The 22,362-nt window shown below is 63.5% G+C and carries 18 protein-coding genes and 4 tRNA genes; 15 read left to right on the top strand and 7 right to left on the bottom strand.

What is annotated here, in order from left to right; translation table 11 throughout:
- Positions 1-7: 7 nt before the first annotated feature.
- A complete protein-coding gene (locus SR858_RS15585) occupies positions 8-835 on the bottom strand; it encodes a response regulator (protein WP_019919921.1) in 828 nt (275 codons plus the stop codon).
- Positions 836-1,070: 235 nt separating this feature from the next.
- Between SR858_RS15585 and SR858_RS15580 the strand changes: the two genes are divergently transcribed.
- The 5 genes from SR858_RS15580 (at position 1,071) to SR858_RS15560 (ending at position 2,147) form a co-directional block, all read left to right on the top strand.
- Entirely contained in the window at positions 1,071-1,298 is a 228-nt protein-coding gene (locus tag SR858_RS15580) for a hypothetical protein (protein WP_026636932.1), read from the top strand.
- A gap of 227 nt (positions 1,299-1,525) precedes the next feature.
- Positions 1,526-1,602, top strand: a tRNA-Arg gene (locus tag SR858_RS15575).
- Between the two features lie 50 nt (positions 1,603-1,652).
- Positions 1,653-1,729: transfer RNA gene (locus SR858_RS15570), tRNA-Arg, on the top strand.
- A 136-nt stretch (positions 1,730-1,865) separates the two neighbouring features.
- A tRNA-Arg gene (locus SR858_RS15565) sits at positions 1,866-1,942 on the top strand.
- 128 nt (positions 1,943-2,070) lie between these two features.
- Positions 2,071-2,147, top strand: a tRNA-Arg gene (locus SR858_RS15560).
- Positions 2,148-2,203: 56 nt separating this feature from the next.
- Here SR858_RS15560 and trbK read toward each other — a convergent pair.
- The gene (trbK, locus tag SR858_RS15555) at positions 2,204-2,419 is read right to left on the bottom strand and encodes an entry exclusion lipoprotein TrbK (protein ID WP_154819704.1); all 216 of its coding nucleotides are present in this window, start codon (positions 2,417-2,419) and stop codon (positions 2,204-2,206) included.
- A 189-nt stretch (positions 2,420-2,608) separates the two neighbouring features.
- Between trbK and SR858_RS15550 the strand changes: the two genes are divergently transcribed.
- On the top strand, positions 2,609-2,836 hold the full coding sequence (locus tag SR858_RS15550; RefSeq protein ID WP_322533658.1) for a hypothetical protein: 228 nt from the start codon (positions 2,609-2,611) through the stop codon (positions 2,834-2,836).
- A 70-nt stretch (positions 2,837-2,906) separates the two neighbouring features.
- On the opposite strand, the gene SR858_RS15545 is transcribed toward SR858_RS15550, so the two are convergent.
- Positions 2,907-3,881 carry a D-2-hydroxyacid dehydrogenase gene (locus SR858_RS15545; RefSeq protein ID WP_019919917.1) on the bottom strand — a complete coding sequence of 325 codons (975 nt, stop codon included), beginning with the start codon at positions 3,879-3,881 and terminating at the stop codon, positions 2,907-2,909.
- Positions 3,878-4,843 (bottom strand): LysR family transcriptional regulator, encoded by a 966-nt coding sequence (locus tag SR858_RS15540; RefSeq protein ID WP_026636931.1) that lies wholly within the window; start codon positions 4,841-4,843, stop codon positions 3,878-3,880. The genes SR858_RS15545 and SR858_RS15540 overlap by 4 nt, the downstream gene beginning before the upstream one ends.
- 147 nt (positions 4,844-4,990) lie before the next feature.
- On the opposite strand from SR858_RS15540, the gene SR858_RS15535 reads away from it, so the two are divergent.
- The 5 genes from SR858_RS15535 to SR858_RS15515 all read left to right on the top strand — a co-directional run bounded on the left by SR858_RS15535 (position 4,991) and on the right by SR858_RS15515 (position 12,214).
- A complete protein-coding gene (locus tag SR858_RS15535; protein WP_019919915.1) occupies positions 4,991-5,200 on the top strand; it encodes a hypothetical protein in 210 nt (69 codons plus the stop codon).
- Positions 5,197-6,096, top strand: coding sequence for an alpha/beta hydrolase (locus tag SR858_RS15530; protein ID WP_019919914.1), 900 nt, complete (start codon positions 5,197-5,199; stop codon positions 6,094-6,096). Before SR858_RS15535 ends, SR858_RS15530 begins: the two co-directional genes overlap by 4 nt.
- A 157-nt stretch (positions 6,097-6,253) precedes the next feature.
- A complete protein-coding gene (locus SR858_RS15525; protein ID WP_019919913.1) occupies positions 6,254-7,504 on the top strand; it encodes an efflux RND transporter periplasmic adaptor subunit in 1,251 nt (416 codons plus the stop codon).
- Between the two features lie 5 nt (positions 7,505-7,509).
- Positions 7,510-10,704 (top strand): efflux RND transporter permease subunit, encoded by a 3,195-nt coding sequence (locus SR858_RS15520; protein ID WP_019919912.1) that lies wholly within the window; start codon positions 7,510-7,512, stop codon positions 10,702-10,704.
- Between the two features lies 1 nt (position 10,705).
- Positions 10,706-12,214 (top strand): efflux transporter outer membrane subunit, encoded by a 1,509-nt coding sequence (locus tag SR858_RS15515; protein WP_019919911.1) that lies wholly within the window; start codon positions 10,706-10,708, stop codon positions 12,212-12,214.
- Between the two features lie 100 nt (positions 12,215-12,314).
- Here SR858_RS15515 and SR858_RS15510 read toward each other — a convergent pair whose 3' ends face one another.
- The gene (locus SR858_RS15510) at positions 12,315-12,665 is read right to left on the bottom strand and encodes a hypothetical protein (protein ID WP_019919910.1); all 351 of its coding nucleotides are present in this window, start codon (positions 12,663-12,665) and stop codon (positions 12,315-12,317) included.
- Positions 12,666-12,821: 156 nt separating this feature from the next.
- Here SR858_RS15510 and ligD point away from each other — a divergent pair, with 156 nt between their 5' ends.
- Positions 12,822-15,485, top strand: a complete 2,664-nt coding sequence (gene ligD / locus SR858_RS15505; protein ID WP_019919908.1) for a DNA ligase D — start codon at positions 12,822-12,824, stop codon at positions 15,483-15,485.
- Between the two features lie 44 nt (positions 15,486-15,529).
- Here ligD and ku read toward each other — a convergent pair whose 3' ends face one another.
- Together ku and SR858_RS15495 are read right to left on the bottom strand one after the other, a co-directional pair.
- Complete coding sequence (ku, locus tag SR858_RS15500) at positions 15,530-16,501, bottom strand: non-homologous end joining protein Ku (RefSeq protein WP_019919907.1); 972 nt, start codon at positions 16,499-16,501, stop codon at positions 15,530-15,532.
- 2 nt (positions 16,502-16,503) lie between these two features.
- Positions 16,504-17,523, bottom strand: a complete 1,020-nt coding sequence (locus tag SR858_RS15495; protein WP_019919906.1) for an SDR family oxidoreductase — start codon at positions 17,521-17,523, stop codon at positions 16,504-16,506.
- 161 nt (positions 17,524-17,684) lie between these two features.
- Here SR858_RS15495 and SR858_RS15490 point away from each other — a divergent pair, with 161 nt between their 5' ends.
- The 3 genes from SR858_RS15490 (at position 17,685) to SR858_RS15480 (ending at position 22,331) form a co-directional block, all read left to right on the top strand.
- Positions 17,685-18,269: a TetR/AcrR family transcriptional regulator gene (locus SR858_RS15490; protein WP_019919905.1), complete on the top strand. Its 585-nt coding sequence runs from the start codon at positions 17,685-17,687 to the stop codon at positions 18,267-18,269.
- A gap of 109 nt (positions 18,270-18,378) precedes the next feature.
- On the top strand, positions 18,379-20,034 hold the full coding sequence (locus tag SR858_RS15485; protein WP_019919904.1) for a SulP family inorganic anion transporter: 1,656 nt from the start codon (positions 18,379-18,381) through the stop codon (positions 20,032-20,034).
- A gap of 86 nt (positions 20,035-20,120) precedes the next feature.
- The gene (locus SR858_RS15480; RefSeq protein WP_026636930.1) at positions 20,121-22,331 is read left to right on the top strand and encodes a sensor histidine kinase; all 2,211 of its coding nucleotides are present in this window, start codon (positions 20,121-20,123) and stop codon (positions 22,329-22,331) included.
- The last annotated feature ends 31 nt before the right edge of the window (positions 22,332-22,362 follow it).

Below are 22,362 nucleotides of genomic sequence, written 5' to 3'. Positions count from 1 at the left end.
GTGGCGCTTACGCTGCCTTGGCCTGCACGCTTTGGACAATCTGCTGCAAAGCGTCTTGCAGCACATCGAGATCGTAGGGTTTTTGCAACGACCGGGCGGGAAATTCCAGGTGGCGGGTCAGCTCGTCGCCATAGCCTGAGGCGAACAGCACTTCCAGCGACGGTTGATCGCGGCGCGCCTGGCGCGCCAGGTCCACGCCCGACATGCCGGGCAGGCTGACATCGGTGAACAACACGTCGAACTGCTGGCTGGCCAGTTGCGGCAGCGCCTCTTCGCCGCTGGCAGCCGCTTCCACCTCGTGCCCCAGCGCGCGCAGGGTTTCGCACACCAGGTAGCGGGCGTCGGCATTGTCTTCCACCACCAGTAGCGTCAGGGCGCGCGCGGACTGTGCTGCCGGCATCGACTGTGCCGGCGCCAGTGCGCACAGCACGCCCTGCACGATATTGTTGTCATCGCGCACCGGGGTGTAGTACAGGTCCAGCGGCTTCTGGGTAAACCCATGGTCGCGCCACACTGGCAGGTTGCGGCCCCGGTAGCTGGCGCTGTAGCCCTGGCGCGCATGGGCCATGGCCGCGGGATTCCAGCTCCATGCAGACGGCTGCATCGGCGGCACATGGCCGCCGGGCGCACTCAGGCTCGGCAGGCCGAGCAGCTCGACATACGCATCGTTATAGACCATGATTTGCTGCTCGCTCCATTGCAGCACCATGGGCAGCGGGGAATTGAGCAGAATATCGACCGTCAGCCGCAAACTGGCTGGCCAGCTGGCATTATCGCCAAGGGCGGTGCGCGTCCAGTCAGGGGCGGGCGCTGCGATCGAATCGGGAAATGACATACGAGTTGACCTCTTCACAAGATGAACGCATCGTACACGGTAAAAAAAAAGCCCGCTACGGGAGCGGGCTAAATCTATTTCCTTGGAGGAGAATAGAGGAGACAGCTCAATAATGCTGCAACGCGCAAACGAATGCAAATTTTTATTGATGATGATCGAGATAAGTGGCGTGAATGGTATGCTTTTTTGCTCATGTTGCAGTGCACGGCGCGCGTGCCATTAACCAGGAGGAATCATGACGACAATAGTGAAACACCGGGGCGTCAAGATCGTCGTGCTCGGCGCCGGCGAGCAGTTGCTGCAAGTTTGCAAAGCCGGCGACATCGGCCTGATCGAGGACGAGCAGGGCTGGTGGATCAAGTTCATCGGCGACGGCGGCGCCATCGATTGTTATGGTCAGCCGTATCCGTCCTACAACGAAGCGTTGTGGACGGCGAAGGCTGCAGCCGAGTATGGCGTTTGAATGGTGTGTGAAGCGATTGCAATTTACCGGTGGACAAGCGCGGAAACCGTCCCTATAATGCTGCTTCTTTCGAACGGCATGCCGGACGAGAGAAGTGCAGCAAAGTAAGGGTGAGATTTTTGTACAGGGTTTGTTCGGTGTTTCGTGCATCAGGCAAACAAATCGATAGAAATGTCGGACTTTACAAAATAAAGTTTATCTGATACAATGTTGCACATGAAATTTTGGCGGCTGTAGCTCAGCTGGATAGAGTACTTGGCTACGAACCAAGGGGTCGTGGGTTCGATTCCTGCCAGCCGCACCAAAAATTCATGTTTTACCAGGCAAGAAAACGCTGTTAATATCTTGTTTTACGCGGCTGTAGCTCAGCTGGATAGAGTACTTGGCTACGAACCAAGGGGTCGTGGGTTCGATTCCTGCCAGCCGCACCAAAATTCGTAAGTTGAAGGGCCTGATGAGTGATCGTCGGGCCCTTTTTCTTTAAGTGTAAGCGCCTGAAAGTAAATGAAAATTTCCTCTCTCGGCAGCTTCACCAGATGTCGAAACGCTGTTACAATGTTGTTTTTCGCGGCTGTAGCTCAGCTGGATAGAGTACTTGGCTACGAACCAAGGGGTCGTGGGTTCGATTCCTGCCAGCCGCACCAAAATTCGTAAGTGGAAGGGCCTGATGAGCAATCATCAGGCCCTTTTTCTTTAAGTGTAAGCCCTTGAAAGTAAATGAAAATTTCCTCTCTTGGCAGCTTCATCGGACACTGTTACAATGTTGTCTTTCGCGGCTGTAGCTCAGCTGGATAGAGTACTTGGCTACGAACCAAGGGGTCGTGGGTTCGATTCCTGCCAGCCGCACCAAAATTCGTAAGATGAAAGGCCTGATGAGTGATCATCAGGCCTTTTTTCTTTATTCCTTAGTTTTCGGGTTTGGCCGGGGCCGCCTGCTTTGCGCAGCGTCCCGACAGGATGGACCGCTCGATCGAATCCGCCACCGCGCGGATCGCTTCCTGCGAACAATTGGCAGCCGTTGCCTCCGGCACTTTCGGCGTCTTGCCAAGCTGGCGCCAGGCCCACGCCGACAGCAGCACCACTGCAATCAAGGTCATCACCGTACTGGGTTGGATTTTCAATGCTGCTCCTTTGATCAAGGCTGCATGATATCGTGTGTGGCAAAAGGTCTACCGGAACCGTGTCACACATTTTCTCGTGAAAACGATCGATCACAAGCGAGTCGCCCATTTTTCGTAGCGATCCTGGATTGATCCGCAAACCGGACTGGCCTCACCAGCCAGGCCCGGCAGGAACTGATGGAGCATGACATGAAAACCATGCATCAAGAGCAGGCATATCGGGCGATGTTTCACTTTATGGAAAAGTATTACGCCCAAACTCAGGCTGAGGATATCGGCATTCTTCTTGGCAGCATGCAATTGCTTGCCGATGGCCTTCCTGCTGACCATGCTATCTGGAACGAGTGGCTCGAAGCAATCGATGAATGTTCGGTGCCGCATCGCGATGTGGCATTGGAGTCCGTACAACCGGTGTAGGTCACCGGCATCGAGCAGATCACGCCTCTACGCCCCCGCCGCACGCCTGCCTGGATGAACCCAACCGCGACTAGGCTACCACGTTACGCGGCACACCCGCCACCCAGGCCTCCACGTTGTCAATCAACTGGTCCGCCAGCACCTGCATCGCCTGCGTGCTGGCCCACGCCGAATGCGGCGTGAGGATAAAATTCGGCAAGCGCAGATTGAGCAGCGGGTTGTCGGCTGGCGGCGGTTCCTGCGTCAGCACGTCGAAGCCGGCGCCGCCGATCACGCCGGCGCGCAGCGCGTCGGCCAGCGCCTGTTCGTCCACCAGGCCGCCGCGTGCGGTGTTGATCAACAGTGCGCTGCGCTTCATGCGCACCAGCTCCGACGCGCCGATCATGTTGCGGGTCTGGTCGTTCAAGGGCAGGTGCAGGCTCAATACATCGGACGTCTCCAGCAGCTCGTCCCACGATACCTGCACAACACCTTCGTCCTCGACCGGCGAACGGTTGAACACCACGACCTCCATGCCGAACGCGCGCGCGATGGCTGCCACCGATTTGCCCAACGCGCCATAGCCGGCCAGGCCCAGGCGGCTGCCGGCCAGGTCGGCGATCGGATGGCCGAACAGGCAGAATTGCTCGGCCTTTTGCCACAGGCCCGCCTCGATGTCGGCGCGGTACGCCACCAATTGCCGGCGCAGCGCCAGCATCAGCGCGAAGGTGTGTTCGGGCAGCGTGTTGACCGCGTAGTTGCGGATGTTGGCGACGGTGATGCCGCGCGCGCGGCACGCGGCCAGGTCGATGATGTCGGTGCCGGTGGCCGATACCGCGATCATTTTCAGGTCGGGCAGCTGGTCCAGCGCGTCCGCGCGCAGCGGCACCTTGTTGGTGATGGCGATGGTGGCGCGGGCGTCGCGCAGGCGCGCGACCGCATCGGCCGCTTTGGTGGCCGGATACTCGGTCCACGCGTGCGCAAACGACGGCTTGCGCACGTTGGCGATGACGCTGTCGCGGTCGAGGAAGACAATGCGGTGTCGATCATCAGGTACAGAGGTCATACGGCTAACTCCAGTGGTGAGGGCGCGGCGCGCGCCGCCGGCGGCGGCGCTTTCGGCAGGCGCATGCCCGGGTGGTTGGCAAACAGTTCGGCGACCCACTCCACGAACACCCGCACCTTGGCCGACAGGTGGCGGTTTTGCGGGTACACCACGTGCACCGGCAGCGGGTCGATGGTCCAGTCGTCGAGAATGGTGACCAGGCGGCCATCGGCCAGCATGGCGTCGACCACGAAGCCGGCGGTCTGGACGATGCCCAGTCCTGCCACGCCGGCGGCGATGTAGGCATTGGTGTCGTTGACCGCGATCAGGCCGGGCAGGGCCACCTGTATCCGCTCGCCGTCGCGGGTAAAATCCCATTCGAGGATTTTACCGCTGCGCGACGAAAAATAATTGACGCACCGGTGCTGCAGCAGCTGCTGCGGGTGGGTGGGCACGCCGTAGCGGCGCAGGTAATCGGGCGCGGCGCACGAAATAAAATTGAGCATGCCCACCCGGCGCGCAATCAGGCTCGAATCGACCAGCTGGCCTCCGCGCACGGCGCAGTCGACGCCTTCCTCGATCAGGTCCACGCTGCGGTCGCTGCAGCCCATCTCGAGCTGGATGTCCGGATAGCGCGTGAAAAAATCGGGCATGGCCGGGATCAGCACGTCCGACGCCAGGCCGGTGGGGACGTCCACCCGCAACCGTCCGCTCGGGCTCAGGCGCGTGCGCGACAGCGATTCCTCGGCGTCGCGCACGTCGGACAGGATGCGCAGGCAGCGCTCATAATAAGCGGCGCCGTCGGCGGTGACGCTCACGTGGCGGGTGGTCCGGTGCAGCAGCTTGACCGACAGCGCCGTCTCCAGCGCGGCTATCAGGGTCGAGACCGTGGCCTTGGGCAGGTGAAGATTGTCGGCCGCGCGCGTGAAGCCGCCGGTGTCGACCACTTCCACAAAAACTTCCATCGCTTGTAGTTTATTCATGTGTTCGCCTCATTGTTCAGGATTTTGAACAATCAATTCAGTTTTGCCGTCTTTATCGGATTGTAGAACATGTTTAAGATTGCTGTACTGCACAAAGAAAAAGAAATGATTCCGGCGGCAGGCCACAGTTGAAGGAAAGGATCAATCATGAAAAATCGGGATGGAATTTTTGCCACGATCGCCGTTGCGCTGACCACGGTCGTGCTGGCGGGCGTCATCTCCACCGATGCCTATATGCAGACGGCCAAGGCCGAAGTGCAAGGCGTTCGTGCCCTGACCGAAGTGGCCAGCGGCGACGTGCTGGCATGTGCCGACACCTCGCTGGTCGCCAGCGACGCCCTGACGGTAACCCGATGAGCGCGCAAACGAAGCTGGCGGCAGATCAGCCCCTGCCCGAACTGTCCGACCGCATCAAGGTGCGGGCGCTGGAAGTTGGCGGCGCCGAAGGCCCGCTGGCGGCGCGCCTGTACACCAGTGGTGATACCGGTAAACGCGATGCCGGCAAGCGCGACACTTTGCTGGTGTTCTTCCACCCGGGTGGTTTCGTGGGCGGCGACCTCGATGGCGCCGACATCTTCCTGCGCCATATGGCCGACGACAATCCGCACGTTGCCGTGCTGTCCTCGAGCTACACGCTGGCGACCGTTCGCGCGTTCCCGGCAGCGGTGGAAGACGCCCACGCGGTAATGAACTGGGCCAAGAAGAACAAGGCCAAGACGGCATGGACCGGCAAGCGCCTGCTGGTATGCGGCATCGAGGCGGGCGCCAACCTGGCCGCGGTGTGCGCGCTGATGTCGCGCGACCGCGGCGGCCCCGCACTGGCTGGCCAGATACTGATCATGCCCATGCTCGACCCTGGCCTGACCACCTGCTCGATGCGCGAAATGCAGCAGGCGCCGGAACTGCTGGAAGTGGCCGATGCCTGCGCCGCCGCCTACGCCGGCTACCTGCCGAACTGCGCCGACCGCACCCACCCGTATGCTTCGCCGCTGCAATCGAGCCGCCTGAAAAACCTGGCCCCCGCCCTGATCCTGTCCGCCGAGGACGATCCGCTGCGCGACGAGGCCGAACAGTATGGCGCCAAGCTGATTGCCAACGGCGTCAAGACCTCGGTGATCCGCATGCCCCCCGCGCTGCAGTCCGAAGCGGGAGAGCGCAACGAGTGCGCGTGCAAATGCATCGCGCTCGGCGAGATCGCCACCTTTATCGCCGGTTTGGACCGCGCCGACGCGGCCCCGTTGTCACAGGAATAGCTGCCCGTACGTCTAACACCTGATTAGTACCCTTCACGTCCCCACTGGCTTGCCGGCGGGGCGCCCGACTCTTGTTGTCTTGTTTTTCGTGCTACGTCCGTGCTTGCGCCCGGCGCCGCCCTTTCTATTAATAATTTTCATTCAAAAAGGATATAAAATGAAAACCATTAAACAAATGACCGCTCTGGCTGGGCCGCTGGCCGCCGCCATGGCGCTGGCGGGCCTGGCCACCATTGGTCTCACCGGTTGCGAAGAAGCCAACAGCAAGAATGCCCAGGCCCAGGGCGCGCCGCAAGGTGGGCCGCCGGTGTCTGCCGCGGCGGTGGTTGAGAAGACGCTGACCGAAACCCAGGAATTCTCGGGCCGCCTCGAAGCGATCGAGCAGGTGCAGATCCGTCCCCGCGTGGCCGGTTTTATTACCGCGATCAACTTCAAGCCCGGCAGCCAGGTGAAAAAGGGCGACGTGCTGTTCGTGATCGACGCCCGTCCATTCCAGGCAGAAGCCAACCGCGCCGAAGCGGCTGCCGGTTCGGCGCGCGCCAAGGCCGAACTGGCCAAACTCGAAATGAACCGTGCCGAAAAGCTGCTGGCCGATAAGGCCATCGCCCAGCGCGAATTCGACGAGCGCTCGTCCAACTTCAAGCAGCTCGACGCCGATGCCCGCGCAGCGCAAGCCCAGTACGAAGCGGCCAAGCTCAATGTCGATTACACCCGCGTGACGTCGCCGATCAGCGGCCGCGTGTCGAAAGCGGAAATCACGCTGGGCAACCTGGTCGATGCGTCGGCCGTGCTGACCTCCGTGGTTTCGCTGGAAAACATCTACGCTTCGTTCGACGGCGACGAAGAAACCTATTTGCGCGTGGGCGCTGCCGCCCACAAGGGCCAGCCGGCCGTGGTGCGTATCGGCCTGGCCAACGAAGAAGGTTTCCCGCACGAAGGCAAGCTCGAATTCGTCGACAACCAGCTCGATGCCCGCAGCGGTTCGGTGCGCATGCGTGCCCGCCTGGCCAATGACGATGGTTCCTTGGTGCCAGGCCTGTTCGCCCGCGTGCAACTGGCCGGTTCGACCGGCGCCAAGCCCGTCATGCTGATCAACGACCGCGCCGTGAGCACCGACCAGAATCGCAAGTTCGTGTTCGTGGTCGGCGCCGGCAACAAGGCCGAGTACCGTCCGGTCACGCTGGGCCCGCAAGTCGATGGCCTGCGCGTGGTGCGCTCCGGCCTGAAGACGGGCGAGAAGATCGTCGTCAACGGCCTGCAGCGCGTGCGCCCCGGCGCACCGATCACGCCGACCATGGTGGCGATGGACGCCGATCCGCTGGCCGCCAATGTCGCGCAGCCGGAAGCCAAAAAAGATGAAAAAGTCGCCGCAGTCGCTGATGCGAAAGCCGGCACTACCAAGGAATAATTAAAATGAACATCTCCCGATTTTTTGTCGACAAGCCGATTTTCTCGGCCGTTCTGTCGATCATTATCTTCGTTGCCGGCCTGATTTCGATCTTCAAGCTGCCGATCTCCGAGTACCCGGACGTGGTGCCGCCATCGGTGGTGGTGCGCGCGCAGTACCCGGGCGCCAACCCCAAGATCATCGCCGAAACCGTGGCTGCGCCATTGGAAGAGCAGATCAACGGCGTCGAGAACATGCTGTACATGTCCTCGCAAAACACGTCCGACGGCGCCCTGGCGCTGACCGTCACCTTCAAGATCGGCACCAACGTCGAGCAGGCTGAAACGCAAGTGCAGAACCGCGTCCAGCGCGCCTTGCCACGGCTGCCGGAAGAAGTGCGCCAGATCGGCGTGACGACCGTCAAGTCGTCGCCCAATCTGACCATGGTGGTCCACCTGCTGTCGCCCAATGGCCGCTACGACGACCTGTACCTGCGTAACTACGCGGTGCTGAACGTCAAGGACCAGCTGGCGCGCCTGCCCGGCATGGGCGAGGTACAGCTGTTCGGTTCTGGCGACTACGCCATGCGTGTGTGGCTCGATCCGCAAAAAGTCGCTGCGCGCGGCATGACCGCCGGCGACATCGTCGATGCGATCCGCGAGCAGAACGTGCAGGTCGCCGCCGGTGTGATCGGCCAGGGCCCGAGCAAGGGCGCGGACTTCCAGCTCACCGTTAATACACACGGTCGCCTGCAAAGCGAAGAAGAATTCGGCAACATCATCGTCAAGGCCAGCGCCGACGGCGCCGTCACGCTGCTCAAAGACGTGGCGCGCCTGGAGATGGGGTCGAACTCGTACGCACTGCGCTCGCTGCTGAACAACAAGTCGGCTGCCGCGATTCCGATTTTCGAAGCGCCGAACGCCAATGCGCTGCAACTGTCGGCCGACGTGCGCTCCACCATGGAACGCCTGTCGAAAGACTTCCCGGAAGGCGTCGCCTACGACATCGTCTATGACCCGACCCAGTTCGTGCGCGAATCGATCAAGTCGGTGATCCACACGCTGATCGAAGCGATCGTGCTGGTGGCCCTGGTGGTGATCATCTTCCTGCAAACCTGGCGCGCCTCGATCATTCCGCTGCTGGCCGTGCCGGTATCGGTGGTCGGTACCTTTGCGGTGATGCTGGCCTTCGGCTTCTCGATCAATACGCTGTCGCTGTTCGGCCTGGTGCTGGCCATCGGTATCGTGGTCGATGATGCGATCGTGGTGGTGGAAAACGTGGAACGTAACATCCACGACGGCCTGTCGCCGCACGACGCGACGATCCAGGCGATGAAAGAAGTCAGTGGTCCGATCATTGCGATCGCCCTGGTGCTGTGCGCCGTGTTCGTGCCGATCGCTTTCGTTTCCGGTCTGTCCGGCCAGTTCTACAAGCAGTTCGCGCTGACCATCGCCATTTCCACCGTGATTTCGGCATTCAGCTCGCTGACCCTGGCCCCGGCCCTGGCTGCAGCCCTGCTCAAACCGCACGACGCCCCGAAAGACATCGTCACCCGTGGCATGGACAAGGTATTCGGCGGCTTCTTCGGCTGGTTCAACCGCTTCTTCAACCGCGCGTCGAACAACTATGAAAAAGGCGTAACCGGCGTCCTGAAACGCAAGGGCGGCTCGCTGGTGGTGTATGCCGTGCTGGCCGTGGCTGCCGGTTTGATGTTCAAGGTCGTGCCGCCGGGCTTCGTGCCGGCGCAGGACAAGCAGTACCTGATCGGCTTTGCCCAACTGCCTGACGCTGCCTCGCTCGACCGTACCGACGCCGTGATCCGCAAGATGTCGGACATCGCCAAGGACATCCCTGGCGTGGCCAACTCGATCGCATTCCCGGGCCTGTCGATCAACGGTTTCACCAATGCGCCGAACGCCGGTATCGTGTTCGTGGGCTTGAGCGACTTCCATGAGCGCACCGGCAAGGAGCAGTCGGCCGAAGCCATCGCCGGCGAAATCAACAAGCGCATGGGCGCCATCGAAGGTGCGTTCGTGATGGTGCTGCCGCCGCCGCCGGTCAACGGCCTCGGTACCACCGGCGGCTTCAAGCTGATGCTGGAAGACCGCGACAACCTTGGTTACGACGCGCTGTATAAAGCAGTGCAGGCGGTGCAAGCGAAGGCCGCGACCAACCCGAAACTCGCTGGCGTGTTCTCGAGCTACCAGATCAACGTGCCGCAATTGTTCGCCGACGTCGATCGCGTGAAAGCCAAGCAGCTCGGTGTGCCTCTCAACACGATTTACCAGACCTTGCAGATCAACCTCGGTTCGCTGTACGTGAACGACTTCAACCAGTTTGGCCGTACCTACCAGGTGCGCGTGCAGGCCGACCAGCAGTTCCGTTCGCACGCCGAAGACATGGGCCAGCTCAAGGTGCGCAACGACCGTGGCGAAATGATCCCGCTGTCGTCGCTGATGCGCGTGAAAGACAGCTATGGCCCGGACCGCGTGCAGCGTTACAACGCCTTCGTCGCCGCCGAGATCAACGGCGCACCGGCCCCTGGCGTATCGTCGGGCGAAGCGCAGGCGGAGATGACCAAGATCGTCGAGGAAGTGCTGCCGAAGGGTATTTCGTACGAGTGGACCGAACTGGTTTACCAGGACATCCTGTCCGGTAACACCATGATGTACGTGTTCCCGCTGTGCGTGCTGCTGGTATTCCTGGTACTGGCTGCCCAATACGAAAGCTGGACCCTGCCGCTGGCCGTGATCCTGATCGTGCCGATGTCGATCCTGTGCGCCCTGATCGGCGTGAAACTGACCGCCGGCGACAACAACGTGTTTACCCAGATCGCGCTGTTCGTGCTGGTGGGGCTGGCCTCGAAAAACGCGATCCTGATCGTGGAATTTGCCCGCGAACTGGAACTGCACGGCCGCACCATCGTCGAAGCGGCGCTGGAATCGTGCCGCCTGCGTCTGCGTCCGATCCTGATGACGTCGATCGCCTTCATCATGGGCGTGCTGCCCCTGGTGTTCTCGAGCGGCGCCGGTTCGGAAATGCGTCATGCGATGGGTGTGGCGGTGTTTGCCGGCATGCTGGGCGTGACCTTCTTCGGCCTGTTCCTGACGCCCGTGTTCTACGTCATGCTGCGCAAACTGTCGGTCAGGCTGGAACGCAACAAAACCGTGGTGACCGGCGAGCCCGCCGTCACCGCACCAAAACTGGAAGGGACCCATTAATATGAACAAGCTGCAGATGATCGCCAAAGGCGTGGCTCCCGCGCTGGCCGCATTGCTGATGACCGCATGCGCCGCACCGGAGTTCAAGCAACCGGCCATCGACGTGCCGACCGCCTTCAAGGAATCGCAGGCGCCGGTGCCGTCGGAAGTGGCCACCCACATCCAGACCGCTGCCGACGGCAGCACCTGGAAACAGGCGCAAGCGGCCGAAGCGCAGCCGCGCGGCGAATGGTGGCTGGCCTTTAACGATACCGCTTTGAATGAGCTGATCGCTGAAGCCACCCGCGCCAACGCCAACCTGGCCGTGGCGGCCGCCCGCGTCAAGCAAGCCCGTGCCATCGCCGGCGTGGCCGAAGCGGACCGCATTCCGCAAGTGGGCGCCAACGTCGGCGGCCAGCGCCAGCGCGCTTCGGCGCCGTCGCTCGGCCTGCCGGACGGCACACCGGTCCGTCCGGGGAATGCGTACAGCGCCAACCTGTCGGCCAGCTACGAGATCGACCTGTTCGGCCGCGTGTCGTCCAACGTGGCGGCGGCCCGTAACGATGCCGCCTCGGTCGAGGCGACCTACCGCTCGGTGCTGCTGTCGGTGCAGGCCGACGTGGCCCAGACCTATTTCCGTCTGCGCGCCACCGACGCTGAACTGGAAACCCTGGCCCGCACCGTGCAGACGCGGGAAGAGGATGTGAAGGTCAACCAGCGCCGCTTCGACCTCGGCGACATCGGCGAATTCGACCTGTCGCGCGCCAGGACCGAACTGGCGACCGTGCGTTCGGAAGCGATCGGGCTGCAACGCCAGCGCGTGACGGCCGAGCATGCGCTGGCTGTCCTGCTGGGCAAACCGGCGGCCAGCTACACGGCCGGCGCCAGCCCGCTGCTCGATACCGCGCTGCTGCCGGTGGTACCGGCCGGCCTGCCGTCGTCGCTGCTCGAGCGCCGTCCCGACATCGCTGCCGCGCAGCGCACCATGGAGGCGGCCAACGCCCGCATCGGCGTGGCCCGTGCGGCCATGTTCCCGGCGCTGAACCTGAGCGCCACCGGCGGCGGCGCGGCGGCGCAGTCGTTCTCGAATGTGTTCGAGTGGAGCAGCCGTTCGTGGGTGCTGGGGGCGCTGATGTCGATGCCGATCATCGACGGTGGCCGCAACAAGGCCAACATCACGCGCAGCGAAGGCGCGCTGGAAGAATCGGTCGGCACGTATCGCCAGAGCGTGCTCGTCGCTTTCGCCGAGGTGGAAGACAACCTGGCCGGCCTGCGCATCCTGGCGGGACAAACCGCGCAGATGGAAGCGGCGCTGGTGTCGGCGCGCCGTTCGGCCGACCTGGCGCAAAAACTGTACGCGGCAGGCCGGTCGAGTTATATCGACCTGCTCGACGCGCAGCGCAACCTGGCGGCGGTGGAGCGCACGGCGGTGCAACTGCGGGGCAACCGCGCAGTAACCACGGTGGCGCTGATCCGGGCGCTGGGCGGCGGCTGGGACAGCCCGACCGCGCAGACGGTGGCGCAGCAGTAACGAAGGTTGGACCCGAGAAGGTCTCAACGTAAAAACGGACCCGCAAGGGTCCGTTTTTACTTCAAGCTCCAACCCCGGTCAGGGGGTGAATGATGCTGAATTACTTGGCTGGGGTAACCGGCGCAGGGGTAACCGCTGCATCGGCCTTCACCGCTTTTTCGTGGGCTTTGGCCTTGGTTTTGTGGGCCTTGGCGTGAGCGTCGGCCTTGTCGGCTTTGGCATCGGCCTGCGCTACGGCGACGTCCTTGTTGGCTTCGGCTTCTGCCTTGGCGGCTTTGGCATCGGCCTTGATATGGGCCTTGGTTTCCTTGGCGGTGGCTTTGGCATCAGCCTTGGCTTCCTTCGCCTCGGCCTTGGCGGCAGCTGGTGCAGCCGCGGTGGTGGCAGGCGTTTGAGCGAAAGCTGCGGTAGCGAACAGGCCGGCGATCACGGTAGCGATAAGTTTTTTCATGATGAAGTTCCTCGTTTCGGTTGATAGGGCCCGGGACTATTCCCGTGTCTCTGAGCGTAAAACGCGGCCCGATTCGCTGTCGTTGACGGCCTTTACAATCGCTTACATGTTCGCCATCGCACGGAATGGTCGCGGCGTCCGGCCTACGCTGGAGCCATGACAGCCTCTCTCAAAACCTACAAGTCCAAGCGCGACTTCACCATCACCCCGGAACCGGCCGAAGGCGGCGCCGAGGGCGGTGAACACCTGGCGTTCGTGATCCAGAAACACTGGGCCAGCCGGCTCCATTACGACTTCCGCCTGGAACTCGACGGCGTGATGATGAGCTGGGCCGTGCCCAAGGGGCCCAGCTACGACACCCACGACAAGCGCATGGCGGTGCACGTGGAAGACCACCCGATTTCGTACAACGACTTCGAAGGCACGATCCCGGCCAGGCAATATGGCGCCGGGAAAGTGATCATCTGGGACAAGGGCAGCTGGCGGCCACTCGATGACCCGCGCAAGGGCCTCGCCGCCGGCAACCTCAAGTTCACGCTGCACGGCCACAAGCTGCGCGGCCGCTGGGTGCTGGTGCGCATGCGCGGCAAGGGCGAAAAGCAGGAGCCGTGGCTGCTGATCAAGGAGAAGGATGATTATGCGCGGCCGGCCACCGAATTTTCCGTGATCGACGAAATGCCCGACAGCGTGAAGGCGCTGCCGATGCCCGAGGGGGCGGGCAAGTTGACGCCGGTACCTGCGAAGGCTTCCAATACCGGTCCCGGCGCCGCAGCGACAAAGGCGGCCAAGGCCAGCAACGCGACGAAGACTGTCAAGGTCACGAAGACCGCCAAGGACAACGACGCCAACGAGGCTGCTCAAGCTGCGAACGGCACCAGGGCTGCAACGGCAGCCAGACCTGCAAAAGCGGCCAAGGCGCCCTCCAAAGTCGCGCTGCCCGAAAAACTGTCGCCCCAACTGGCCACGCTGGTGGACGGCCCGCCGTCAAATCCGCAGGACTGGCTATTCGAGATCAAGTTCGACGGCTACCGCATCCTGGCGCGCGTTGACGGCAAGGATATTCGCCTGATTACCCGCAACGGCAACGACTGGACCCACAAGCTGCAGCCGCTACAAAAAGCGCTGACCAGCATGAAGCTGCCGCCCGGGTGGTACGACGGCGAGATCGTCGTGCACAACGACGCAGGCCGGCCCGACTTCGGCCTGCTGCAAAATGCCTTTGACGCCAACGCGCCGGGCGACATCGTCTACTTCCTGTTCGACGCGCCATACCTCGATGGCCGCGACCTGCGCGGCACGCCGCTCGAGGAACGCCGCGCGCAGCTGCAAGCGGTGCTCGATCAACGCCCCAACGACACGGTACGCTACAGCGCCGCGCTGGCCGCCGCGCCGGAGGACATGATCGCTGCCGCCTGCAGCATGGGCCTCGAAGGCATCATCGGCAAGCGGCGCGATGCGTCTTACACCGCGCGGCGCAGCGGCAGCTGGATCAAGCTCAAATGCGGCCAGCGCCAGGAGTTCGTCATCGGCGGCTACACCGACCCGCAGGGTGCGCGCAGCAGCTTCGGCTCGCTGCTGCTGGGCACCTACGACGCCGATGGTGCATTGCGCTATGCAGGCAACGTGGGCAGCGGTTTCGATGGCGATGCCTTGCGCGACCTGAAGGCGAAAATGGACAAGCTGGCGGTCGCAAAAAGCCCGTTCGCAGCGAGCCGCGAGATCGACCGCAAGGCGCACTGGCTCAAGCCCACGCTGGTGGCGGAGGTGGCGTTCGGCGAATGGACCAGCGCCGGCTCGATCCGGCACGCAGTGTTCAAGGGGCTGCGCACGGACAAGCAGGCCACGGCCATCGTGCGTGAGTTGCCTGCGCACTTGAAGGAGGAACCAGCAGTGACGGATACCGATACTGAATCGATGGTGGCGCGCAAGCTGCCCGCATCTCTCAAGGTCACCAACCCGGACCGCGTGATCGACAAGCAAACCGGCGCCACCAAGATCGACCTAGTACGCTATTACGCGCTGGTTGGCGCGCTGATGCTGCCGCATTTGAAAGGCCGTCCCGTCTCGCTGGTGCGCGCACCGGCGGGTGTCGGTGGCGAACTGTTTTTCCAGAAGCACGCCGATACCGACAAGATGGACGGGGTCAGGAACCTCAAGCAGTCGCTCGATCCCGGGCACGCGCCGATGCTGGAAGTTGCGACGCAAAAGGGCCTGCTGTCGGCAGCGCAATGGAACGTGGTGGAGCTGCACACGCAAAACGCCAACGCCACCACGTATGAGAAGCCCAATCGCATGGTGTTCGATCTCGACCCGGGCAAGGGCATCGATTGGAAACAGGTGCAGGAGGCTGCCATGCTGATGAAGGCCTTCCTCGACCACCTGGGCTTGCCGGCATTTTTAAAAACCAGCGGCGGCAAGGGGCTGCACGTGGTCGTGCCAATCAAGCCCGGTTATGGCTGGGATGACGTGAAGGCATTCTCGCAGGCAATCGTCGCGCACATGGCGCACAACATCCCCGAGCGCTTCGTGCTCAAAAGTGGGCCAAGCAACCGGGTAGGGAAGATTTTCATCGACTACCTGCGCAATGGTCGCGGCTCCACCACCGCGTGCGCCTGGTCGGCCCGGGCGCGGCCCGGGCTGGGGATTTCGGTGCCGGTGAGCTGGGAGGAACTGGGCGAGCTGCGCGGCGGCGACCACTGGACGGTAGCCACCGTGCACACGCGGCTGGACGTGGGTAATGCGCCGTGGGATGGCTATGCCAAGGCGGCCAAGGGACTGGCCCCGGCGATGAAGATGCTCGACTTTAAACCGGAGAAGTGAAGTGAAGGCATGGACGGGAGCACTGCTCTCGTCCAGCCATTGCATCAAGCCGCCTTGCGCGCAGTCGATGACTTGGCGGCGGGCTTGCGAGGCGCCGCCTTGGCTTTGGCAGGGGCCGACTTGGTGGCCGCTGCCCGCTTGCGCGGCGCCGGCGCCTTTTCTTCCGCCTCGTCTTCGTCCGCAGCAGTCGGCCTGGCCTTGGCAGACGCTTTGCCCGGCCGTTTGCCCAGGCTGTCCTGCAACAACGCCACCAGGTCCACCACGTTCGACGACTTGGGCGCCTTGCGCTCCGGCTCAGGCGCGGTCAGGGTCTTGGTCTGGCCGGCCTTGATCTTTTTCTTGACCAGTGCCATCACGTCTTCCTTGTACGTGTCGTGGTACTGCGCCGGGTTCCATTCCTCGGTCATGCCCTCGACCAGCGACAGCGCCATTTTCAGTTCCTTGTCGCTGATGCCGGCGCCCTTGAGCGTGGCGGGTGGCAGCTTGAGGTCTTCGCTGTCGCGGATCTCGGTCTCGAAGCGCAGCGTGTTGAGCACGATCTTGTCGTCCATGCACACCAGCGCGCACAGGTGCTGCTTGGTGCGGATCACCACCGTGGCGATGCCGATCTTGCCAGCCTTGCGCAGGGTTTCGCGCAGCAGCGCATACACCTTGGCGCCGCCTTTCGATGGCGCCAGATAATAGGGGTGCTCGTAATAGGTGAGCGGCACGTCGGCCGCATCGACAAAGGCCTGGATGTCGATGGTCCCCGTGGCTTCCACGTTGGCGCGCTTGAGGTCCTCGTCGGAGAGCACCACGTATTCGCCGCCCTCGTACTCGTAGCCCTTGACGATATCGTCCCAATCGACGTCCTTGCCGTTCTTCTTGTTATAGCGCTTGTAGCCCACGGGGGAAAAATCGCGCCGGTCCAGCATCGACAGGTCGAGGTCGTGCTCCTGCACCGCTGTGTACAGGTCCACCGGGATGTGCACCAGGCCGAAGCTGATGGCGCCTTTCCACAATGCGCGGGCGGCCACGGTCAGCTCCCCACCGAGCCGGTTACCGGCAGCACGATGCCGGTGATGTAGCTCGCGCATGAAGGCGCAGCGAGGAACACGTAAGCGGGCGAGAGCTCCTGCGGCTGGGCCGGACGGCGCATGTCGGCCTGCGCACCGAATTCGGTGATCTTGTCGGGCGACTGGTCGGCCGGATTGAGCGGCGTCCATACCGGGCCGGGCGCCACGGCATTGACGCGGATGCCCAGTTCCAGCAGGTTCGACGCCAGAGACATGGTAAAGGCGTGGATCGCGCCCTTGGTGGTCGAGTAGTCGATCAGGTGAGCGGAGCCCTTGAGGCCCACGACCGAACCGGTGTTGATGATTGATCCGCCTTTTTTCAGGAAGGGCACCACCGCCTTGGCCATGTGGAAGTAGCCATACACATTGGTCTTCATGGTCATGTCGAACCGTTCCTCGGTGAGGTCGGTGATTTTCTCGGCATGCTCCTGGAAAGCGGCATTGTTGACCAGGATGTCGAGGCGGCCGAAGCGCTTGTGCACCTGTTCAGCCACCTCGCGGCAGAATTGCGCCTCGCGCACGTCACCGCGCATCAGGAGGCAGCTGCGGCCTTCCGCTTCCACGTAACGCTTGGTGTCGATCGCGTCCTGGTCCTCCTCGAGGTAGACGATGGCGACATCGGCGCCTTCACGCGCATACAGCACCGCCACGGCGCGGCCGATGCCCGAATCGCCGCCGGTGATGATGGCGGCCATGCCTGCGAGCTTGCCGCTGCCCTGGTAGTCGGGCGCCATGAATTCCGGTTGCAGTTCCATCTGGGCCTCGAGCCCCGGCTTGGCCAGGTGCTGCGCGGGCAGGGGCGTGCCGGGGTAGTCGTGGTCGGTGGTTTGCACCGGTCCCTGGCGCTCGCCGGACTGGCTGCCGCCCGAGCGTTGTTTTTTCTGCTGGTCGGCCTGGTCCTGGCGCTGCTGGATTTCGCGCTGCTGGCTGGCCGTGCCGGTGCTGCCACCGCTGCGGTTACCTCGATTATGCTGGTTGTCCATGCTGCCTCCGATTGCAATGAACTGCCAGTATTGGCGCCGTCCCTTACGCTGACGGTGCGTTTCGCCACATAAGCCCGGATTTGCGCGGCGCCGCCGGTCATGTCGGCCTATAGATTATCTTCGTCATGTATAATCGAAGCATCTTGAACGGGAGGCCGCGCATGAAAGTCAGCAGGGAACAAGTGGCGCTCAACCGCGAGCGCATCGTGGAAACCGCCGCCAGGCTGTTTCGCCAGAACGGTTACGACGGCATCGGCGTGGCCGACCTGATGAAAGGCGCAGGCCTCACGCACGGCGGCTTTTATGGCCACTTCGCCTCGAAAGAGGACTTGCTGGCCGAGGCCACGGCGCATGCCTTGCAGCGGTCGGTGCAGCGCTGGCAGGAAAAGACTGCCAGTGATCCGGCCGGGGGGCTGTCCGAACTCGCCACGCAATACCTTTCGACCCGCCACCGCGACCACCCCGAAAACGGCTGCGCCATTGCCGCGCTGGGACCGGACGTGGCGCGCCTGGGACCGGCCGTGCGCAGCGCGATGACGGTCGGGGTGGCGGGGCAGGTCGCGGTGGTGGAAAAATGCCTGGCAGGTGAAGGGGGCGATGCCGCCGCCATTCGCCAGCACGCACTGGCCACCTACGCCGCCATGGTGGGCGCAATGGTACTGGCCCGCGCAGTCGATGACGAGGCGCTGTCGCAGGAAATCCTGGCAGCGGTGCGCGCGCAAATACCGGCAAGCGCCCCGAGTTGATTCTGCTTATGCGTTTTTCGCATTAACAAATGCGGAAAACGCATTTGACGCTGGACCGGCCCCGGTCTATCGCGTACCCTGTCGCTTTCCCCGTTTTTCGAACTCCAGCATGCTGCATTGGTTGAAGCACTACCGGCGCGCGCTCCTGCCCGGCGATATCAGCGCCGGCCTGGTCGTGGCCATGATGATGATCCCGCAAGGCATGGCCTACGCCATGGTGGCCGGCCTGCCGCCGGTGGTCGGCCTCTACGCCAGCATCATGCCGCCCGTGGTGTATGCGCTGTTCGGCAGCAGCATGACGCAATCGGTCGGCCCCATGGCGATCATCTCGCTGATGACGGCCGCCGCCATCGGCCCGCTGGCCGCTCCCGGTTCCACCCTGGCTGCCGTGCTGGCGGCGCAGCTGGCGCTGGTGGCCGGCGCCACTCTGCTGCTGTGCGGCCTGCTGCGCATGGGCTTTCTTGCCAATTTCTTTTCGCGTCCCGTGATGAGCGGCTTCACCGTCGGCTCGGCCATCGTGATCGCGTTCGACCAGGTACATACCCTGCTGGGCGTCCCCATCGCCGACGTATTGAAACTGCACGTGCATCTGCCCAGCGCGTTGCTGGGCGTGGGTTCGCTGGCGTTGCTGCTGCTGGCGCGCCGGTACCTGGCCGGTGTGCTGCGCGCCTGCGGCCTGCCGCCGCCGGCGGCCGACATCGGCGCCAAGCTCGCGCCGATGCTGGTGGTGCTGGGCGGGATCGCCCTGATGGCCACGACCGGTCTGCACAACCTGGGTGTGCGCACCACCGGCACGGTGCCGGCCGGGCTGCCGGGGCTCAATCTCGCCACGTCCAGCGCGCACTGGCCGGCGCTGCTGCAACCGGGCCTGCTGATCGGCTTCATGGTGTTCCTGATGTCGATGTCGGCGGCGCAGTCGCTGGCGCAGAAACGCAACGAAAAACTGGTCAGCAACCATGAACTGATAGGCCTCGGTGCGGCCAACGTGGCCAGCGCGCTGTCCGGCGGTTTTCCCGTCACCGGCAGCCTGTCGCGCTCCGCCGTCAATTTCGCGGCCGGCGCCAACACTCCGCTGGCAAGCCTCATCACGGCGGCGTTGCTGGCCTGCGCGCTGCTGGCGCCCACCGGCTGGCTGGCATTGCTGCCGCTGCCGGTGCTGGCGGCCACCATCATCGTTGCCGTATTGGGCATGCTGGAACTGGGCATCGTGCGCACCGCCTGGTCGTACGACCGCAGCGACGTGCTGGCGTGGGCCGCCACCTGCCTGGGCGTGCTGGCGCTGGGCGTGGAGGCGGGCGTGATCGTGGGCGTGGCGCTGTCGATGGGCACCTTGATCTGGCGCGCCAGCCGCCCGCATATCGCGGTGCTGGGCCGCATCGCGGGCAGCGAGCATTTCCGCAATATCGAGCGCTACCCGGCCGCCACCCAGCCGGAGCTGCTGATCCTGCGCATCGACGCCAATCTGTTCTTCGGCAACGTGGAATCGGTGAGCGAGCGGATCGAGTGCGAATTGCGCACCCACCAGAGCGCGCGTGACCTGCTGCTGGTGATGACGGCGGTCAGCTCGATCGACACCACCGCCCTCTATGCACTGGCGGAACTGAACCAGAGCCTCAAGCGGCGCAAGATCGGCCTGCACCTGGCCGAGGTGAAGGGGCCGGTGATGGACCGCCTGCGCCACAGCGACTTGCTGCGCGACCTGAACGGCAAACTGTTCCTCAGCACGGCGATGGCCTGCGACCACATCCAGACCGGCCAGCAATAATACGCATGGACTTCCGCGCGGATTGACAATATGATCAAGGGCAACGTTTCACATCCACCCACCGATGGCCCGCTGATAATCTAACGATGCTGCACCGACTTGCCCGCCGTGCGGGACGAATTTCGATCGCCACCTTCGTCAGCGTCACGCTGACCGCCGTCGTCACCGTGGTGCTGGCCACTTTCGCGTTGTATTTCTATTCGCTCGAACGCGCGCAGCGCTGGGAGCAGTTGCACAAGACCCTGGCCAACAGCGCCGACGAACTGGCTGCCGCCGTGGCCCTGCCGGCCTGGAACTTCGACGACAACCAGATCACCACCATCATCAAGAGCGGCTTGAGCAACCGCGACCTGTATGCCGGTGCGGTGACGCCGGCCACCGGCGGCAAGGCCTTCATCCTTGCCCGCAATGAGCAGGGGCAGCTGCGCGAAACCACGCGCCTGCCCGACAACCCCGATCTGCTGTCGGAACGGCGCGACATCGTCGCCGCCGGGCAGCTGATCGGCGCCATTACCGTGTACGCCTCGCCAGAGGCGATGATCGAACAGCTGCGCCAGCGTCTCTATACCATCGCCGGCATGATCTTCGTGCTCGACGTGACGCTGGTGTTCTGCCTGTACCTGCTGCTGTCGCACATGATCTTCAAGCCGATCACCACCATCGAACGCTATGCCGCCAACGTCAAGGCCGGCCAGAACCCGGGCGCGTTGCCGCCGCGCGACTGGTTCTTCGGCGAGCTGAGCACCCTCAACGCCTCGATCCGCGAGATGGTGCAATTGATGGACAGCCGCTACAAGGCCATGCACGACAGCGAGGAACGGCTGCAGATCGCCAGCAGCGCGGCCTCGATCGGGATCTGGGACTGGAATATCCATACCGACCGCATGGTGTGGGACGAGCAGATGCACCGCTTGTACGGGCTGGCCGATGGCCACACCGGGCCGCACCTGTCTGCGGTCGAAAACTGGATGCTGATGGTGCATCCCGATGACGCCGTGCCGCTGCACGAACTGCTGACGCGCGCGCTGGCGGGCGCCGGCGACTTCGACAGCGAATACCGCGTGCGGTGGCCGGACGGCTCGCTGCATTACCTGCACGGCGAGGCGGTGATTTTCCGCGACCCGGACGGCAGCCCCGCGCGCATGGTGGGCGTGTGCTACGACGTCACCGAGCAGAAAACCGCGGAGCAGGAGCTGCGCCGCCACCGCATCCACCTGGAAGACCTGGTCACCGAGCGCACCACCGCGCTGTCGGTGGCGGTACGCCAGGCGCAGGCAGCCAACCAGGCCAAGAGCATTTTCCTGGCCAATATGAGCCACGAGCTGCGCACGCCGCTCAATTCCGTGATCGGCTTTTCGCGCCTGATGGCCGATTCCAAGCACATGCTGCCCGAAGAGAAGCGCAATCTCGCCATCATTCACCGCTCCGGCGAACACCTGCTCACGCTGATCAACGCCATCCTCGAGTTGTCCCGCATCGAAGCCGGGCGCGCCACGCTGCAAACCGAGGCGGTGCGCATCGACGACGTGCTGCAGGAAGTAATGGACATGGTGAGCATGCGCGCCGGCCAGACCGGCGTGCAATTGACGCTGGACGCCGCCGGCCTGCCACCGGGGGCGCGGGTGGACGGCACCAAGCTGCGGCAAGTGCTGCTCAACCTGATGTCGAACGCGGTCAAATTCACCGGCCAGGGCAATGTCACGCTGCGCGTGGCCGGCACGCCGGTGGACGGCGGCCAGTGCGAACTGGCTTTTGCCGTGATCGACGACGGCCCCGGTATTTCGCCTATCGACCAGACCCGCATTTTCGAGCCGTTCATCCAGGCGGAAGGACCGGGGGCCAAGGAGGGGACGGGCCTGGGCCTGACCATTTCGCGCGAATTCGTGCAACTGATGGGCGGCGTGCTGTCGGTGCAGTCGGTGCGTGGCGCCGGCGCCACGTTCCGGTTCACCATCTGCGCGCCGGTGGCCGACGCGGCGCAGCTGGCGGCGGCGGGCAGCATCAGCGCGCGGGAGATGCAGCGCGCGCGCCGCTTGCTGACCGCGCCGCCCGAGGGCGCCGGTCTGCGCACCGCCGTGCCGCTGGCCGCCACCGACCTGGCGCAGCTGGCGCCGGACCTGCGCGCCCAGCTCAAGGCGGCATTGCAGGAACTGAACCTGGCCCGCGTGGCGCTGCTGCTGGAACCGCTGCCACCCGAACTGCATGCCGTAGTCGACGGCATCGAGCACATGGTGCGGCTGCACCAGTACCCGCAACTGTGCACGCTGCTGGACCAGGCTGGAGAACAAGGCAGTTGAGGTATATGATGACGTTTGGATCACACGCTGT

Origin of the sequence: Duganella zoogloeoides (assembly GCF_034479515.1) — a bacterium.
Classification (GTDB): domain Bacteria; phylum Pseudomonadota; class Gammaproteobacteria; order Burkholderiales; family Burkholderiaceae_D; genus Rugamonas; species Rugamonas zoogloeoides.
This window is presented reverse-complemented; position numbering and strand designations above follow the sequence as displayed.

Bases quoted from the DNA above. Each gene is read 5' to 3' on its own strand.
- SR858_RS15585 (WP_019919921.1), bottom strand. From the start codon at position 835: ATGTCATTTCCCGATTCGATCGCAGCGCCCGCCCCTGACTGGACGCGC.
- SR858_RS15580 (WP_026636932.1), top strand. From the start codon at position 1,071: ATGACGACAATAGTGAAACACCGGGGCGTCAAGATCGTCGTGCTCGGC.
- SR858_RS15550 (WP_322533658.1), top strand. From the start codon at position 2,609: ATGAAAACCATGCATCAAGAGCAGGCATATCGGGCGATGTTTCACTTT.
- SR858_RS15545 (WP_019919917.1), bottom strand. From the start codon at position 3,881: ATGACCTCTGTACCTGATGATCGACACCGCATTGTCTTCCTCGACCGC.
- SR858_RS15540 (WP_026636931.1), bottom strand. From the start codon at position 4,843: ATGAATAAACTACAAGCGATGGAAGTTTTTGTGGAAGTGGTCGACACC.
- SR858_RS15535 (WP_019919915.1), top strand. From the start codon at position 4,991: ATGAAAAATCGGGATGGAATTTTTGCCACGATCGCCGTTGCGCTGACC.
- SR858_RS15530 (WP_019919914.1), top strand. From the start codon at position 5,197: ATGAGCGCGCAAACGAAGCTGGCGGCAGATCAGCCCCTGCCCGAACTG.
- SR858_RS15525 (WP_019919913.1), top strand. From the start codon at position 6,254: ATGAAAACCATTAAACAAATGACCGCTCTGGCTGGGCCGCTGGCCGCC.
- SR858_RS15520 (WP_019919912.1), top strand. From the start codon at position 7,510: ATGAACATCTCCCGATTTTTTGTCGACAAGCCGATTTTCTCGGCCGTT.
- SR858_RS15515 (WP_019919911.1), top strand. From the start codon at position 10,706: ATGAACAAGCTGCAGATGATCGCCAAAGGCGTGGCTCCCGCGCTGGCC.
- SR858_RS15510 (WP_019919910.1), bottom strand. From the start codon at position 12,665: ATGAAAAAACTTATCGCTACCGTGATCGCCGGCCTGTTCGCTACCGCA.
- ligD (WP_019919908.1), top strand. From the start codon at position 12,822: ATGACAGCCTCTCTCAAAACCTACAAGTCCAAGCGCGACTTCACCATC.
- SR858_RS15495 (WP_019919906.1), bottom strand. From the start codon at position 17,523: ATGGACAACCAGCATAATCGAGGTAACCGCAGCGGTGGCAGCACCGGC.
- SR858_RS15490 (WP_019919905.1), top strand. From the start codon at position 17,685: ATGAAAGTCAGCAGGGAACAAGTGGCGCTCAACCGCGAGCGCATCGTG.
- SR858_RS15485 (WP_019919904.1), top strand. From the start codon at position 18,379: ATGCTGCATTGGTTGAAGCACTACCGGCGCGCGCTCCTGCCCGGCGAT.
- SR858_RS15480 (WP_026636930.1), top strand. From the start codon at position 20,121: ATGCTGCACCGACTTGCCCGCCGTGCGGGACGAATTTCGATCGCCACC.